Here is a 15,398-nt window from a genome sequence, read left to right on the forward strand (position 1 = left end):
GGGGGCCGTCGCCCCGGGGGGGGGCCCCGCTGTTGGGGGGGGGGGGGGGGGGGGGGGGGGGGGGGGGGGGGGGGGGGGGGGGGCCCCCGCGGGGGGGGGGGGGGGCGCCCCCGGGGGGCGCCCCCCCCCCCCGGGCGCCACGTTTCTGCTGAGCTGGCCCTAGGGGATCAGCCCTCGTCGTGGGCGACCGCGCGACGCGCGTCCGCGTCCAGGACGCCCCAGCTGATCAGCTGTTCGGTCAGGACCGAGGGGGACTGGTCGTAGATCACGGCGAGGGTGCGCAGGTCGTCCTGGCGGATCGACAGCACCTTGCCGTTGTAGTCGCCGCGCTGCGACTGGATCGTCGCCGCGTAGCGCTGCAGGGGGCCCGCCTTCTCGGCCGGCACGTGGGCCAGCCGCTCGAGGTCGAGAACCAGCTTCGGCGGCGGCTCGGCGGCCCCGCCGGGAGTGGTTCCGGGCAGCAGCTCCTGGACCGGGACTCCGTAGAAGTCCGCCAGTTCGGCGAGGCGCTGCACCGTGACGGCGCGGTCGCCGCGCTCGTACGAACCGACCACGACCGCCTTCCAGCGGCCCTGGGACTTCTCCTCGACGCCGTGGAGGGAAAGGCCCTGCTGGGTGCGGATCGCGCGGAGCTTGGCCCCGAGCTGTTTGGCGTATTCGCTGGACATATAGCTCCCCGGACGCTGTATCAACGTGCGGCTCCGCCGCGCGGCTGGTCACTCTGGTGACTCACTGTGAGGTTACGCAGCGTTACTCTCCCCCGTCAAGCCGAACGATTTCGGACCGGCCGCCGCACGGGCGTCACGGGAGGTGGCTCAAAGGGATGTGATCAGGTGCGTTGCGGGGCTGGTACCGTTGATGGCGCAATTCCGACGTCCTTTAATGATCCGTCCCGTGAGGCGGAGAAGGAGGTCCGTTTCTTATGGACACCGAGCACGACAAGCAGCAGTACGAAGCCGATGCGCGGCCCGTTCTCGAGGCGCCCGACATCGCACGGGTGCTGACCCGCATCGCCCACGAGATCGTCGAGCGCGCCAAGGGCGCCGACGACGTGGTGCTCCTCGGCATTCCGACCAGGGGCGTCTTCCTGGCCCGCAGGCTGGCCGACAAGCTCGCGGAGATCACCGGCCGCAAGATCCCGGTCGGCTCCCTGGACATCACGATGTACCGGGACGACCTGCGCATGCACCCGCCCCGCGCGCTGGCCCGCACGGAGATCCCCGGTGACGGCATCGACGGCCGCCTGGTCGTCCTCGTCGACGACGTGCTCTTCTCCGGCCGCACCATCCGCGCCGCGCTCGACGCGCTGAACGACATCGGACGCCCGCGCGCCGTGCAACTCGCCGTCCTCGTCGACCGGGGCCACCGCGAACTGCCCATCCGCGCCGACTACGTCGGCAAGAACCTCCCCACGTCGTTGCGGGAGACGGTCAAGGTCCAGCTCGCCGAGGAGGACGGTCGCGACACCGTGCTGCTCGGTGCCAAGCGGACCTCCCCGGGCGAGCCGCAGTAGCACTCCGGCCCCCGCCGCCGAGTGCGCTCCCGCGCGCCCGCATGCCCGAATCCTCCCTGAATTTCCTTACGGAGCCTGACAGATGCAGCGTCATCTCATCTCGGCCGCCGACCTCACCCGCGACGACGCCGTCCTGATCCTCGACACCGCCGAGGAGATGGCCCGGGTCGCCGACCGGCCGATCAAGAAACTGCCGACCCTGCGCGGCCGCACGATCGTCAACCTCTTCTTCGAGGACTCGACCCGCACCCGGATCTCCTTCGAGGCCGCCGAGAAGCGCCTCTCCGCGGACGTCATCAACTTCACCGCCAAGGGGTCGAGCGTCTCCAAGGGCGAGTCCCTGAAGGACACCGCCCAGACCCTGGAGGCCATGGGGGTGGACGCCGTCGTCATCCGGCACGGCGCCTCCGGAGCCCCGTACCGGCTCGCCACCTCGGACTGGATCGACGCAGCCGTCATCAACGCGGGCGACGGCACCCACCAGCACCCCACGCAGGCCCTGCTCGACGCCTTCACCATGCGCCGCCGGCTCGTCGGCCGGGACGCCGGGATCGGCCAGGACCTGGCCGGCCGGCGCATCACGATCGTCGGCGACGTCCTGCACAGCCGCGTCGCCCGCTCCAACGTCGACCTGCTGCACACCCTCGGCGCCGAGGTCACCCTCGTGGCGCCGCCCACGCTGGTGCCGGTCGGCGTGGAGAGCTGGCCCTGCGAGATCTCCTACGACCTCGACAGCACCCTCTCCAAGTCCGACGCGGTGATGATGCTGCGCGTGCAGCGCGAGCGGATGAACGCGGCGTTCTTCCCGACCGAGCGCGAGTACTCGCGTCGCTACGGGCTCGACGGCGACCGGATGGCGAAGATGCCCGAGCACGCCATCGTGATGCACCCCGGCCCGATGGTCCGCGGCATGGAGATCACCGCCGAGGTGGCCGACTCCGACCGCTGCACCGTCGTCGAGCAGGTCGCCAACGGTGTCTCCATCCGGATGGCCGTCCTGTACCTGCTCCTGGGCGGCAACGAGCCCGCCGTCACCCACACCCGTACCGAGGAGAAGTAAGAATCATGAGCAAGATCCTGATCCGTGGTGCCAGGGTGCTCGGCGGCGAGCCGCAGGACGTCCTGATCGACGGCGAGGTCGTCGAGGCCGTCGGCACCGGCCTGTCCGCCGAGGGCGCGGAGGTCGTGGAGGCCGACGGCAAGGTGCTGCTGCCGGGCCTCGTCGACCTGCACACCCACCTGCGCGAGCCGGGCCGCGAGGACTCCGAGACCGTGCTGACCGGCACGCGTGCCGCGGCGAGCGGCGGCTTCACCGCCGTGTTCGCCATGGCCAACACCTTCCCCGTCGCCGACACCGCCGGCGTGGTCGAGCAGGTCTACCGGCTCGGCCGGGAGCACGGCTACTGCGACGTGCAGCCGATCGGCGCCGTCACCGTCGGCCTGGAGGGCAAGAAGCTCGCCGAACTGGGCGCGATGCACGAGTCCGCGGCCGGCGTCACGGTCTTCTCCGACGACGGCAAGTGCGTCGACGACGCGGTGATGATGCGCCGCGCGCTCGAGTACGTGAAGGCCTTCGGCGGCGTCGTCGCGCAGCACGCCCAGGAGCCCCGCCTCACCGAGGGCGCCCAGATGAACGAGGGCGTCGTCTCCGCAGAGCTCGGACTCGGCGGCTGGCCCGCGGTCGCCGAGGAGTCGATCATCGCCCGCGACGTCCTGCTCGCCGAGCACGTCGGCTCCCGCGTCCACATCTGCCACCTGTCGACCGCCGGGTCCGTCGAGATCGTCCGCTGGGCCAAGTCCCGCGGCATCGACGTCACCGCCGAGGTCACCCCGCACCACCTGCTCCTCACGGACGAGCTGGTGCGGTCGTACAACCCGGTCTACAAGGTGAACCCGCCGCTGCGCACCGAGCGGGACGTCATGGCGCTGCGCGAGGCGCTCGCCGACGGCACGATCGACATCGTCGCCACCGACCACGCGCCGCACCCGCACGAGGACAAGGACTGCGAGTGGGCCGCCGCGGCGATGGGCATGGTCGGCCTGGAGACCGCGCTGTCCGTCGTCCAGCAGACGATGGTCGAGACCGGACTGCTCGACTGGGCCGGCGTCGCGGACCGCATGTCCGTCAAGCCCGCCGCGATCGGCGGTGCGGCCGGCCACGGACGTCCCGTCTCGGCAGGCGAGCCCGCCAACCTCACGCTGGTCGACACCGCATACCGTGGGACCGTGGACCCCGCCGGCTTCGCCTCGCGCAGCCGCAACACCCCCTACGAGGGCCGCGAGCTGCCGGGCCGGATCAGCCACACCTGGCTGCGGGGCAAGGCCACCCTCGTCGACGGGAAGCTCGCGTGACACCTCTCCTCCTCATGGCCGCCGAGAAGAAGTCGGCGGAAGTGACCGACTGGGCCGCCCGGATCGGCTGGCTCGTCGGCCTCGCCCTCTTCGTCGCGCTCGTCTACTGGCTGATGCGCGAGGGCTGGAAGTGGCGCGGCACCCTCCAGGGCGACCTGCCCGAGCTGCCCGCCGTGCCGGAAGACCCCGGCCCGGTGAGACTGGGCATGAGCGGCCGCTACCACGGCTCCACCACCGCCGGGCAGTGGCTCGACCGCATCGTGGCGCACGGCCTGGGCAACCGCAGCCTGGCCGAGCTCACCCTGACGGACGCGGGACTGGCCGTCGTACGCCCCGGCGCGAACGACTTCTTCGTCCCGGCCTCGCGGCTGCGCGGGGCCCGGCTCGACAAGGGCATCGCGGGCAAGGTCCTCACCGAGGGCGGACTCCTCGTCGTCACCTGGTCGCACGGCGACCGGCTCCTCGACTCCGGATTCCGCTCGGATCGCGCGGCCGAGCACGGCGAATGGGTCGACGCCCTGAACGACATGACCGGCAAGACCGACAAGACGGAAACGGAAGGCGCACGATGACGACCTCCACCCAGGGGAACGCCTCGCAGAGGCAGAAGGCGCTTCCCGCCGTACTCGTCCTCGAGGACGGCCGGGTCTTCCACGGCCGTGCCTACGGGGCCGTGGGGGAGACCTTCGGCGAAGCGGTGTTCTCCACCGGCATGACCGGCTACCAGGAGACCCTCACCGACCCGTCGTACCACCGCCAGGTCGTCGTGATGACCGCCCCGCACGTCGGCAACACCGGCGTCAACGACGAGGACCCCGAGTCGAAGCGGATCTGGGTCGCCGGATACGTCGTCCGCGACCCCGCGCGCGTGCCCTCCAACTGGCGCTCCCGGCGCTCGCTGGACGAGGAGCTGCGCACCCAGGGCGTCGTCGGCATCAGCGGTGTCGACACCCGCGCCCTCACCCGCCACCTGCGCGAGCGCGGCGCCATGCGCGTCGGCATCTTCTCCGGCAACGCGCTGCCCGACGCGGGCACCATGCTCGCCGAGGTGCGCCAGGCTCCCGAGATGAAGGGCGCGAACCTCGCCGCCGAGGTCGCCACCAAGGAGCCGTACGTCGTTCCCGCGATCGGCGAGAAGAAGTTCACCGTCGCCGCGGTCGACCTGGGCATCAAGGGCATGACCCCGCACCGGATGGCCGAACGCGGCATCGAGGTGCACGTGCTGCCCGCCACGGCCACCGCCGAGGACATCTACGCCGTGAACCCGGACGGCGTCTTCTTCTCCAACGGCCCCGGCGACCCGGCCACCGCCGACGGTCCCGTGGCGGTCATGCGCGAAGTGCTCGCCCGCAAGACCCCGCTCTTCGGCATCTGCTTCGGCAACCAGATCCTCGGCCGGGCCCTCGGCTTCGGCACGTACAAGCTGAAGTACGGCCACCGCGGCATCAACCAGCCCGTGCAGGACCGGACGACCGGCAAGGTCGAGGTCACCGCGCACAACCACGGCTTCGCCGTCGACGCCCCGCTCGACAAGGTCTCCGAGACCCCCTACGGCCGCGCCGAGGTCTCCCACGTCTGTCTCAACGACAACGTGGTGGAGGGCCTCCAGCTGCTCGACCAGCCGGCCTTCAGCGTCCAGTACCACCCCGAGGCGGCGGCGGGCCCGCACGACGCGGCCTACCTGTTCGACCGCTTCACGTCTTTGATGAACACAGCTCCGATGGAGGGCCAGCGTGCCTAAGCGCACCGATATCCAGTCCGTCCTGGTCATCGGCTCCGGCCCGATCGTCATCGGTCAGGCCGCCGAGTTCGACTACTCCGGCACCCAGGCGTGCCGCGTCCTGCGCGCCGAGGGCCTGCGGGTCATCCTGGTCAACTCCAACCCGGCGACGATCATGACCGACCCGGAGATCGCCGACGCCACCTACGTCGAGCCGATCACCCCCGAGTTCGTCGAGAAGATCATCGCCAAGGAGCGCCCCGACGTCCTGCTGCCGACCCTCGGCGGCCAGACGGCCCTCAACACCGCGATCTCCATGCACGAGCAGGGTGTGCTGGAGAAGTACGGCGTCGAACTGATCGGTGCCAACGTCGAGGCGATCAACAAGGGCGAGGACCGCGAGCTCTTCAAGGGCGTCGTCGAGGCCGTCCGCGAGAAGATCGGGCACGGCGAGTCCGCCCGGTCCGTCATCTGCCACACCATGGACGACGTGATCAAGGGCGTCGACACGCTCGGCGGCTACCCCGTCGTCGTCCGCCCCTCCTTCACCATGGGCGGCGCGGGCTCCGGCTTCGCGCACGACGAGGAGGAGCTGCGCCGCATCGCCGGCCAGGGCCTCACGCTCTCCCCGACCACCGAGGTGCTCCTGGAGGAGTCGATCCTCGGCTGGAAGGAGTACGAGCTGGAGCTGATGCGCGACAAGAACGACAACGTCGTCGTCGTGTGCTCCATCGAGAACTTCGACCCCATGGGTGTCCACACCGGCGACTCCATCACCGTCGCGCCGGCGATGACGCTGACCGACCGCGAGTACCAGCGGCTGCGCGACATCGGCATCGCGATCATCCGCGAGGTCGGCGTCGACACCGGCGGCTGCAACATCCAGTTCGCGATCAACCCCGACGACGGCCGCATCATCGTCATCGAGATGAACCCGCGCGTCTCCCGGTCCTCGGCGCTCGCCTCCAAGGCGACCGGCTTCCCCATCGCCAAGATCGCGGCCAAGCTCGCCGTCGGCTACACGCTCGACGAGATCCCGAACGACATCACCGAGAAGACCCCGGCCTCCTTCGAGCCGACCCTCGACTACGTCGTCGTGAAGGCCCCGCGCTTCGCCTTCGAGAAGTTCCCGTCCGCCGACTCCACGCTGACGACGACCATGAAGTCGGTCGGCGAGGCCATGGCGATCGGCCGCAACTTCACCGAGGCGCTCCAGAAGGCGCTCCGTTCGCTGGAGAAGAAGGGCAGCCAGTTCACCTTCGTGGGTGAGCCGGGTGACAAGGCCGAACTGCTGCGCGAGGCCGTCCGTCCCACCGACGGCCGCATCAACACCGTCATGCAGGCCATCCGCGCGGGCGCCACGCAGGAGGAGGTCTTCGAGTCCACGAAGATCGACCCGTGGTTCGTCGACCAGCTCTTCCTGATCAAGGAGATCGCGGACGAGCTGGCCGCCGCCGACAAGCTCTACCCCGAGCTGCTCGCCGAGGCCAAGCGGCACGGCTTCTCCGACACGCAGATCGCCGAGATCCGCGGCCTGCGCGAGGACGTCGTCCGCGAGGTGCGGCACGCGCTGGGCGTACGCCCGGTCTACAAGACGGTCGACACCTGCGCCGCCGAGTTCGCCGCGAACACGCCGTACTTCTACTCCTCCTACGACGAGGAGAGCGAGGTCGCGCCCCGCGAGAAGCCCGCGGTGATCATCCTGGGCTCCGGTCCGAACCGCATCGGCCAGGGCATCGAGTTCGACTACTCCTGCGTCCACGCCTCCTTCGCGCTCAGCGACGCGGGCTACGAGACCGTGATGGTCAACTGCAACCCCGAGACCGTCTCCACGGACTACGACACCTCCGACCGCCTGTACTTCGAGCCGCTCACGCTCGAAGACGTGCTGGAGATCGTGCACGCGGAGTCGCTCGCCGGCCCGATCGCGGGCGTCATCGTGCAGCTCGGCGGCCAGACCCCGCTCGGCCTCGCGCAGGCGCTGAAGGACAACGGCGTGCCGATCGTGGGCACCCCGCCCGAGGCGATCCACGCCGCCGAGGACCGCGGCGCGTTCGGACAGGTCCTCGCGGAGGCCGGCCTGCCGGCCCCCAAGCACGGCACCGCCACCACCTTCGCCGCGGCCAAGGCCATCGCCGACGAGATCGGCTACCCCGTCCTCGTCCGGCCCTCGTACGTCCTCGGCGGGCGCGGCATGGAGATCGTCTACGACGAGACCCGGCTGTCGTCCTACATCGCGGAGTCCACCGAGATCAGCCCCACCCGGCCGGTCCTGGTCGACCGCTTCCTCGACGACGCCATCGAGATCGACGTCGACGCGCTGTACGACGGCGAGGAGCTCTACCTCGGCGGCGTCATGGAGCACATCGAGGAGGCCGGCATCCACTCCGGCGACTCGGCGTGCGCCCTGCCCCCGATCACGCTCGGCGGGTTCGACATCAAGCGCCTGCGGGCCTCCACGGAGGCCATCGCCAAGGGCGTCGGGGTCCGCGGACTGATCAACATCCAGTTCGCCATGGCCGGCGACATCCTCTACGTCCTCGAGGCCAACCCGCGCGCCTCGCGCACCGTCCCCTTCACCTCGAAGGCGACCGCGGTGCCGCTCGCGAAGGCCGCCGCCCGCATCTCGCTCGGCGCGACCGTCGCCGAGCTGCGCGCCGAGGGCCTGCTCCCGGCGAACGGCGACGGCGGCACCCTGCCGCTCGACGCGCCGATCTCCGTCAAGGAGGCCGTCATGCCGTGGTCACGCTTCCGCGACATCCACGGACGCGGCGTCGACACCGTGCTCGGCCCGGAGATGCGCTCCACCGGTGAGGTCATGGGCATCGACTCGGTGTTCGGGACGGCGTACGCCAAGTCGCAGGCGGGCGCGTACGGTCCGCTGCCGACCAAGGGCCGCGCCTTCATCTCGGTCGCCAACCGCGACAAGCGCTCGATGATCTTCCCGGCGCGGGAACTCGTCGCCCACGGCTTCGAGCTCTTCGCCACCTCCGGCACGGCCGAGGTGCTCAAGCGCAACGGCATCAACGCCACGATCGTGCGCAAGCAGAGCGAGGGCGAGGGCCCGAACGGCGAGAAGACGATCGTCCAGCTCATCCACGACGGCGGGGTCGACCTCATCGTCAACACGCCGTACGGCACCGGTGGCCGTCTCGACGGCTACGAGATCCGCACGGCGGCCGTGGCCCGGTCGGTCCCGTGCCTCACGACGGTCCAGGCGCTCGCCGCCGCCGTCCAGGGCATCGACGCGCTCAACCGCGGCGACGTGGGCGTGCGGTCGCTCCAGGAACACGCCGAGCATCTGACCGCGGCGCGCGACTAGCGGCCCTGAGGGGGACACCGGAAACGGTGTCCCCCTCTTCATGAGGCCTCCCTCTTCACGAAGCCCCTGCCCCTTCAAGAGGCGCCCCTCACCGGGCACTTTCGAGGACATGATCATGTACAAGCTCTTCTTCGACCTCGTCTTCAAGCGGATGGACCCGGAGCAGGCGCACCACCTGGCCTTCCGCTGGATCCGGCTCGTCGCCCGCGTCCCCGTCCTGCGCACCTTCGTCGCCGCCGCGCTCGCGCCCCGTCACGAGGAGCTGCGCACCGAGGCGTTCGGGCTGCGCATGCACGGCCCCTTCGGGCTCGCGGCCGGCTTCGACAAGAACGCCGTGGCGATCGACGGGATGTCGATGCTCGGCTTCGACCACATCGAGATCGGCACGGTCACCGGGGAGGCGCAGCCGGGCAACCCCAAGCAGCGGCTGTTCCGCCTCGTGCCGGACCGCGCGCTGATCAACCGCATGGGATTCAACAACGAGGGCTCCGCGGCCGTCTCCGAGCGGCTGGCGGCCCGTACGCCCGTCTTCCGGGCCGTCGTGGGCGTCAACATCGGCAAGACCAAGACCGTCCCCGAGGAGGAGGCCGTCGGCGACTACGTGAAGTCGGCCGAGCGGCTCGCCCGGCACGCCGACTACCTCGTGGTGAACGTGTCCTCCCCGAACACCCCGGGGCTGCGGAACCTCCAGGCCACCGAGGCGCTGCGGCCGCTGCTCAGCGCCGTGCGCGAGGCCGCCGACCGTGCCGTCACCGACCGGCGCGTCCCGCTCCTCGTCAAGATCGCGCCGGACCTCGCCGACGAGGACGTCGACGCCGTCGCCGACCTTGCCGTCGAGCTCGGCCTGGACGGGATCATCGCCACGAACACGACCATCGCCCGCGAGGGACTCGGGCTGACGTCCGACCCCTCCCTGGTGAAGGAGACCGGCGGGCTCTCGGGCGCGCCGCTCAAGGCGCGCTCCCTGGAGGTGCTGCGCCGCCTCTACGCGCGTGTGGGCGACCGGATCACCCTGGTGGGCGTCGGAGGCGTCGAGAACGCCGAGGACGCCTGGCAGCGCATCCTGGCCGGCGCCACGCTGGTCCAGGGCTACAGCGCCTTCATCTACGAGGGTCCCTTCTGGGGCCGCGCCGTCCACAAGGGGCTCGCCGCCCGTCTGCGGACGAGCCCGTACGCCACCCTCGCCGACGCGGTCGGCGCCGACGTGAGGAAGTCCGCATGAGCCTGGAACCCTTCGGCGCCCGCCTGCGCCGCGCCATGGACGAGCGCGGCCCCCTGTGCGTGGGCATCGACCCGCACGCCTCCCTGCTCGCCGACTGGGGACTCGGTGACGACATCGCGGGCCTGGAGCGATTCAGCCGCACGGTCGTCGAGACGCTCGCCGAGCGGGTCGCCGTCCTCAAGCCGCAGAGCGCCTTCTTCGAGCGGTTCGGCTCGCGCGGGATCGCCGTCCTGGAGAAGTCGGTCGCGGAGGCGCGGGAGGCCGGGGCGCTGGTCGTCATGGACGCCAAGCGCGGTGACATCGGCTCGACGATGGCCGCGTACGCCGAGACCTTCCTGCGCAAGGACGCGCCGCTCTTCTCGGACGCCCTGACGGTGTCGCCCTACCTGGGCTACGGCTCGCTGAAGCCCGCGGTGGAGCTCGCCCGCGAGAGCGGGGCGGGACTCTTCGTCCTCGCGCTCACCTCCAACCCGGAGGGCGGCGAGGTCCAGCACGCCGTCCGGGCCGACGGACGCAGTGTCGGCGCGACGATGCTCGGACACCTGGCGGCCGAGAACGCGGGCGAGACGCCCCTCGGCTCCTTCGGGGCGGTCGTCGGCGCCACCCTGGGCGATCTCTCCTCCTACGACCTGGACATCAACGGCCCGCTCCTCGCGCCCGGCATCGGGGCCCAGGGGGCGGCGGCGGCGGATCTCGCGGGCGTCTTCGGGGCGGCCGTGCGCAACGTCGTCCCGAACGTGAGCCGGGGTGTTCTGCGTCACGGTCCCGACATCGTGGCGCTGCGCGAGTCGGCGGAGGGCTTCGCGCAGGAGATCAGGGAGGCTGTAGCGGCCGCTTGAGGCTCCGACAGCCGTTCGAGGTCCCCCTGATGAGTGGCTCGCGGGCGTCCCGAGTCTGAATACATTCTCAAATCCGGGGAGGTATGTCGGAAATGTCGGGCGCCAGGGAGGCTGACCAGGACTTTTCCTCTGTTCTCGCTGACTCCGGCGCACTTGCCCGCTAGTCTCCGTCGAGTGGGGCACCTCCCCTGGCCTCAAGGGCAGGGGGAGATCGGGCAAGCGTGTCGCCCGTGGCCCCCAGGTGCGGGGCGACCAGGTTCCGCACCGGTCCGTATCCGACAGTTCGACATCCGAGGTGACGTAGGCGTGGCTCTTCCGCCCCTTACCCCTGAACAGCGCGCAGCCGCGCTCGAAAAGGCCGCCGCGGCTCGCCGGGAGCGGGCCGAGGTCAAGAATCGACTCAAGCACTCCGGTGCTTCTCTCCACGAGGTCATCAAGCAGGGCCAGGAGAACGACGTCGTCGGCAAGATGAAGGTCTCCGCGCTCCTGGAGTCCCTGCCGGGCGTGGGCAAGGTCCGCGCCAAGCAGATCATGGAGCGACTCGGGATCTCCGAAAGCCGCCGCGTGCGCGGTCTCGGCTCGAATCAGATCGCCTCTTTGGAGCGTGAGTTCGGCGGTTCCGGCGCCTGAGTCCTGGGCACACCGGGATTGCTGGAATAATCGCCGTATGGCTGTAACACCCCGGGGGACGACCCCCGTACCCCCGGACGTACGTCCGCGGCTGACCGTGCTCTCCGGCCCCTCAGGGGTCGGCAAGAGCACGGTCGTCGCTCATATGCGCAAGGTTCACCCCGAGGTCTGGCTCTCGGTGTCGGCGACGACCCGCAAGCCGCGCCCCGGCGAGAAGCACGGCGTCCACTACTTCTTCGTCTCCGACGACGAGATGGACAAGCTGATCGCCAACGGCGAGCTCCTGGAGTGGGCCGAATTCGCCGGCAACCGCTACGGCACTCCGCGGGCCGCCGTCCTGGAGCACCTGGAGTCGGGTGCGCCGCTCCTCCTGGAGATCGACCTCCAGGGCGCCCGGCAGGTCCGCGAGTCCATGGCGGAGGCGCTGCTCGTGTTCCTGGCCCCGCCCTCCTGGGACGAACTGGTGCGACGGCTCACCGGCCGGGGCACCGAATCTCCCGAGGTGATCGAGCGTCGCCTGGGCGCGGCCAAGATCGAACTGGCGGCCGAATCGGAGTTCGACGTCACCCTTGTCAATACCTCCGTCGAGGACGTGGCGCGCGAGCTGCTAGCCTTGGTGGAAGTTGTTTGATCTTTCAGGTCAATTTCCACCTTTCGGAAGGCAGAGCGTGTCCTCTTCCATCACCGCTCCCGAGGGCATCATCAACCCTCCGATCGACGAGCTTCTCGAGGCCGCCGACTCCAAGTACAGCCTGGTGATCTACGCGGCCAAGCGCGCCCGCCAGATCAACGCGTACTACTCGCAGCTCGGCGAGGGCCTCCTCGAGTACGTCGGTCCGCTCGTGGACACCCACGTCCACGAGAAGCCGCTGTCGATCGCGCTGCGCGAGATCAACGCGGGTCTGCTGACCTCCGAGGCCGTCGAGGGCCCCGCTCAGTAGTCGTTCTCACACACTCATCCCAGGCCCGGCGGCGCGACCGCCGGGCCTGTGGTGTGTCATGGAGTCGTACGTTTCCGAGCGCGGGGAGAGACGGTGGACAAGCCGAGGGTCGTTCTGGGGGTCAGCGGTGGCATCGCCGCGTACAAGGCCTGTGAGCTGCTGCGACGACTGACCGAGTCGGGCCACGACGTGCGCGTCGTGCCCACCGCGTCCGCGCTGCACTTCGTCGGCGCCGCCACCTGGTCGGCCCTCTCGGGCCACCCCGTCTCCACCGAGGTCTGGACGGACGTCCACGAGGTCCCGCACGTCCGCATCGGGCAGCACGCCGACCTCGTGGTGGTGGCCCCCGCGACGGCCGACCTGCTCGCCAAGGCCGCCCACGGCCTGGCCGACGACCTCCTCACCAACACCCTGCTCACCGCCCGCTGCCTGGTCGTCTTCGCGCCCGCGATGCACACCGAGATGTGGGAGCACCCGGCGACGCAGGAGAACGTGGCCACCCTGCGGCGGCGTGGCGCCGTCGTCGTCGAGCCCGCCGTGGGACGTCTGACCGGCGTGGACACCGGCAAGGGGCGGCTGCCCGACCCCGGAGAGATCTTCGAGGTCTGCCGCCGTGTCCTGGCCCGCGGGGCCGGTGAGCCCGACCTCGCCGGCCGCCATGTCGTCGTCAGCGCGGGCGGTACCCGTGAGCCCCTCGACCCGGTCCGTTTCCTCGGCAACCGCTCCTCCGGCAAGCAGGGCTACGCGCTCGCCCGCACCGCCGCCGCGCGCGGCGCCCGGGTCACCCTGATCGCCGCGAACACGGGCCTCGCGGACCCGGCCGGGGTCGACGTCGTCCAGGTCGGTACCGCCGTCCAGATGCGGGAGGCCGTGCTGAAGGCGGCCCCGGACGCCGACGCGGTGGTGATGGCGGCCGCGGTGGCGGATTTCCGCCCCCAGGCGTACGCGGCGGGGAAGATCAAGAAGAAGGACGGCCAGGAGCCGGCGCCGATCGTCCTGGTCCGCAATCCCGACATCCTCGCGGAGATCTCCGCGGACCGTCCGCGCCCCGGCCAGGTGGTGGTGGGGTTCGCCGCCGAGACCGACGACGTCCTCGCCAACGGACGGACCAAACTGCGGCGCAAGGGCTGTGACCTCCTGGTGGTGAACGAGGTGGGGGAGCGCAAGACCTTCGGCTCGGAGGAGAACGAGGCGGTGGTGCTCGGGGCCGACGGCAGCGAGACCCCGGTGCCCCACGGACCCAAGGAAGCACTGGCCGAGACCGTGTGGGACCTCGTGACACGCCGACTGGTGTGAAGGCCCGTCCGGCACACCCGTCACCACAAAGTTCGCGAAAACGGGCGTGGCGGCCCTGGAAAAGAGCTACAGACATGGCGCAGAATGCCCGTGCCGCAGGTCACAGGGGTTTCGAGAGGCGAGACAGGGGTCCCGCGGCTGGGTGCGACAGATAAACTGTTCTCGGACGACGGCGGGCGCAGCCCCCGTCACGTCCGCCAATGATCAGCCAGCAGCCGCTGCAACCACAGGGAGCGTTGTGTCCCGTCGCTTGTTCACCTCGGAGTCAGTCACCGAGGGTCACCCCGACAAGATCGCTGACCAGATCAGTGACACCATTCTCGACGCGCTCCTGCGCGAGGACCCGACGTCCCGGGTCGCCGTGGAGACGCTCATCACGACCGGCCTGGTGCACGTGGCCGGAGAGGTCACGACCAAGGCGTACGCGCCGATCGCCCAGCTGGTCCGCGACAAGATCCTGGAGATCGGCTACGACTCGTCGAAGAAGGGCTTCGACGGAGCGTCCTGCGGCGTGTCGGTGTCGATCGGCTCCCAGTCCCCGGACATCGCGCAGGGAGTCGACACCGCGTACGAGTCGCGGGTCGAGGGTGACGAGGACGAGCTGGACCGACAGGGCGCCGGCGACCAGGGTCTGATGTTCGGGTACGCGACCGACGAGACCCCGAACCTGATGCCGCTCCCGATCCACCTCGCGCACAAGCTCTCGCGGCGGCTGTCCGAGGTCCGCAAGAACGGGACCATCCCGTACCTGCGCCCCGACGGCAAGACCCAGGTCACCATCGAGTACGACGGCGACAAGGCGGTCCGTCTGGACACCGTCGTCGTCTCCTCGCAGCACGCGTCCGACATCGACCTGGAGTCCCTGCTCGCTCCCGACATCCGCGAGTTCGTGGTGGAGCCGGAGCTGAGGGCGCTCCTCGACGACGGCATCAAGCTGGAGACCGAGGGCTACCGCCTGCTGGTGAACCCGACCGGCCGCTTCGAGATCGGCGGCCCGATGGGCGACGCCGGCCTCACCGGCCGCAAGATCATCATCGACACCTACGGCGGCATGGCCCGCCACGGCGGCGGCGCCTTCTCCGGCAAGGACCCGTCCAAGGTCGACCGCTCCGCCGCGTACGCCATGCGCTGGGTCGCCAAGAACGTCGTCGCCGCGGGCCTCGCCTCGCGCTGCGAGGTCCAGGTCGCCTACGCCATCGGCAAGGCCGAGCCGGTCGGTCTGTTCGTCGAGACCTTCGGTACCGCCAAGGTCGACGCGGAGAAGATCGAGACCGCCATCACCGAGGTCTTCGACCTCCGCCCGGCGGCCATCATCCGCGACCTCGACCTGCTCCGCCCGATCTACGCCCAGACCGCCGCCTACGGCCACTTCGGCCGCGAGCTGCCCGACTTCACGTGGGAGCGCACGGACCGGGTGGACGCGCTGCGCGCGGCCGCCGGCCTGTAGTTCCCGACGGCTTCGTCGAGCCGTGGGGGCCCGCCCCCCCCCGGGTGGCGGGGCGAAACGCGCTGGTGTTTTAGGCCGCCGGGTGGTAGGGAGCGCGGCGGGGCCCGAAGGGCGGC

General features: G+C 70.5%; 14 protein-coding genes. 13 read left to right on the forward strand and 1 reads right to left on the reverse strand.

Annotated features, from left to right (window positions below):
* Positions 1-167 precede the first annotated feature (167 nt).
* On the reverse strand, positions 168-668 hold the full coding sequence (bldD, locus tag ACFYW7_RS21045) for a transcriptional regulator BldD (RefSeq protein ID WP_037621142.1): 501 nt from the start codon (positions 666-668) through the stop codon (positions 168-170).
* A gap of 254 nt (positions 669-922) precedes the next feature.
* Here bldD and pyrR point away from each other — a divergent pair, with 254 nt between their 5' ends.
* The 13 genes from pyrR to metK all read left to right on the forward strand — a co-directional run bounded on the left by pyrR (position 923) and on the right by metK (position 15,282).
* Entirely contained in the window at positions 923-1,513 is a 591-nt protein-coding gene (pyrR, locus tag ACFYW7_RS21050) for a bifunctional pyr operon transcriptional regulator/uracil phosphoribosyltransferase PyrR (protein ID WP_389504420.1), read from the forward strand.
* Between the two features lie 82 nt (positions 1,514-1,595).
* Positions 1,596-2,573: an aspartate carbamoyltransferase catalytic subunit gene (locus ACFYW7_RS21055; RefSeq protein ID WP_389504422.1), complete on the forward strand. Its 978-nt coding sequence runs from the start codon at positions 1,596-1,598 to the stop codon at positions 2,571-2,573.
* A 5-nt stretch (positions 2,574-2,578) separates the two neighbouring features.
* The gene (locus tag ACFYW7_RS21060) at positions 2,579-3,865 is read left to right on the forward strand and encodes a dihydroorotase (RefSeq protein WP_389504424.1); all 1,287 of its coding nucleotides are present in this window, start codon (positions 2,579-2,581) and stop codon (positions 3,863-3,865) included.
* 14 nt (positions 3,866-3,879) lie between these two features.
* Positions 3,880-4,437 carry a hypothetical protein gene (locus tag ACFYW7_RS21065; protein WP_389504660.1) on the forward strand — a complete coding sequence of 186 codons (558 nt, stop codon included), beginning with the start codon at positions 3,880-3,882 and terminating at the stop codon, positions 4,435-4,437.
* On the forward strand, positions 4,434-5,606 hold the full coding sequence (carA, locus tag ACFYW7_RS21070) for a glutamine-hydrolyzing carbamoyl-phosphate synthase small subunit (RefSeq protein ID WP_389504427.1): 1,173 nt from the start codon (positions 4,434-4,436) through the stop codon (positions 5,604-5,606). Before ACFYW7_RS21065 ends, carA begins: the two co-directional genes overlap by 4 nt.
* Positions 5,599-8,907, forward strand: coding sequence for a carbamoyl-phosphate synthase large subunit (gene carB / locus ACFYW7_RS21075; RefSeq protein WP_389504430.1), 3,309 nt, complete (start codon positions 5,599-5,601; stop codon positions 8,905-8,907). Before carA ends, carB begins: the two co-directional genes overlap by 8 nt.
* A gap of 115 nt (positions 8,908-9,022) precedes the next feature.
* On the forward strand, positions 9,023-10,129 hold the full coding sequence (locus ACFYW7_RS21080) for a quinone-dependent dihydroorotate dehydrogenase (RefSeq protein WP_389504663.1): 1,107 nt from the start codon (positions 9,023-9,025) through the stop codon (positions 10,127-10,129).
* Complete coding sequence (gene pyrF / locus ACFYW7_RS21085) at positions 10,126-10,968, forward strand: orotidine-5'-phosphate decarboxylase (RefSeq protein ID WP_389504432.1); 843 nt, start codon at positions 10,126-10,128, stop codon at positions 10,966-10,968. The genes ACFYW7_RS21080 and pyrF overlap by 4 nt, the downstream gene beginning before the upstream one ends.
* A gap of 306 nt (positions 10,969-11,274) precedes the next feature.
* Positions 11,275-11,598 (forward strand): integration host factor, encoded by a 324-nt coding sequence (locus tag ACFYW7_RS21090; RefSeq protein ID WP_081223334.1) that lies wholly within the window; start codon positions 11,275-11,277, stop codon positions 11,596-11,598.
* A 37-nt stretch (positions 11,599-11,635) separates the two neighbouring features.
* Positions 11,636-12,229, forward strand: coding sequence for a guanylate kinase (gene gmk / locus ACFYW7_RS21095; RefSeq protein ID WP_389504434.1), 594 nt, complete (start codon positions 11,636-11,638; stop codon positions 12,227-12,229).
* A 37-nt stretch (positions 12,230-12,266) separates the two neighbouring features.
* Positions 12,267-12,539 (forward strand): DNA-directed RNA polymerase subunit omega, encoded by a 273-nt coding sequence (gene rpoZ, locus ACFYW7_RS21100; protein ID WP_389504436.1) that lies wholly within the window; start codon positions 12,267-12,269, stop codon positions 12,537-12,539.
* 93 nt (positions 12,540-12,632) lie between these two features.
* Entirely contained in the window at positions 12,633-13,835 is a 1,203-nt protein-coding gene (coaBC, locus tag ACFYW7_RS21105) for a bifunctional phosphopantothenoylcysteine decarboxylase/phosphopantothenate--cysteine ligase CoaBC (protein ID WP_389504438.1), read from the forward strand.
* 238 nt (positions 13,836-14,073) lie between these two features.
* Positions 14,074-15,282, forward strand: coding sequence for a methionine adenosyltransferase (gene metK, locus ACFYW7_RS21110; RefSeq protein WP_389504440.1), 1,209 nt, complete (start codon positions 14,074-14,076; stop codon positions 15,280-15,282).
* Positions 15,283-15,398 lie beyond the last annotated feature (116 nt).

The sequence above is a fragment of the Streptomyces sp. NPDC002580 genome, assembly GCF_042889485.1.
Lineage (GTDB): Bacteria > Actinomycetota > Actinomycetes > Streptomycetales > Streptomycetaceae > Streptomyces.

What these genes read in the sequence shown, in the direction of transcription:
- bldD (WP_037621142.1), bottom strand. Translation starts at nt 668, where the DNA reads ATGTCCAGCGAATACGCCAAACAGCTCGGGGCCAAGCTCCGCGCGATC.
- ACFYW7_RS21055 (WP_389504422.1), top strand. Translation starts at nt 1,596, where the DNA reads ATGCAGCGTCATCTCATCTCGGCCGCCGACCTCACCCGCGACGACGCC.
- carA (WP_389504427.1), top strand. Translation starts at nt 4,434, where the DNA reads ATGACGACCTCCACCCAGGGGAACGCCTCGCAGAGGCAGAAGGCGCTT.
- ACFYW7_RS21065 (WP_389504660.1), top strand. Translation starts at nt 3,880, where the DNA reads ATGGCCGCCGAGAAGAAGTCGGCGGAAGTGACCGACTGGGCCGCCCGG.
- pyrF (WP_389504432.1), top strand. Translation starts at nt 10,126, where the DNA reads ATGAGCCTGGAACCCTTCGGCGCCCGCCTGCGCCGCGCCATGGACGAG.
- ACFYW7_RS21060 (WP_389504424.1), top strand. Translation starts at nt 2,579, where the DNA reads ATGAGCAAGATCCTGATCCGTGGTGCCAGGGTGCTCGGCGGCGAGCCG.
- ACFYW7_RS21080 (WP_389504663.1), top strand. Translation starts at nt 9,023, where the DNA reads ATGTACAAGCTCTTCTTCGACCTCGTCTTCAAGCGGATGGACCCGGAG.
- pyrR (WP_389504420.1), top strand. Translation starts at nt 923, where the DNA reads ATGGACACCGAGCACGACAAGCAGCAGTACGAAGCCGATGCGCGGCCC.
- gmk (WP_389504434.1), top strand. Translation starts at nt 11,636, where the DNA reads ATGGCTGTAACACCCCGGGGGACGACCCCCGTACCCCCGGACGTACGT.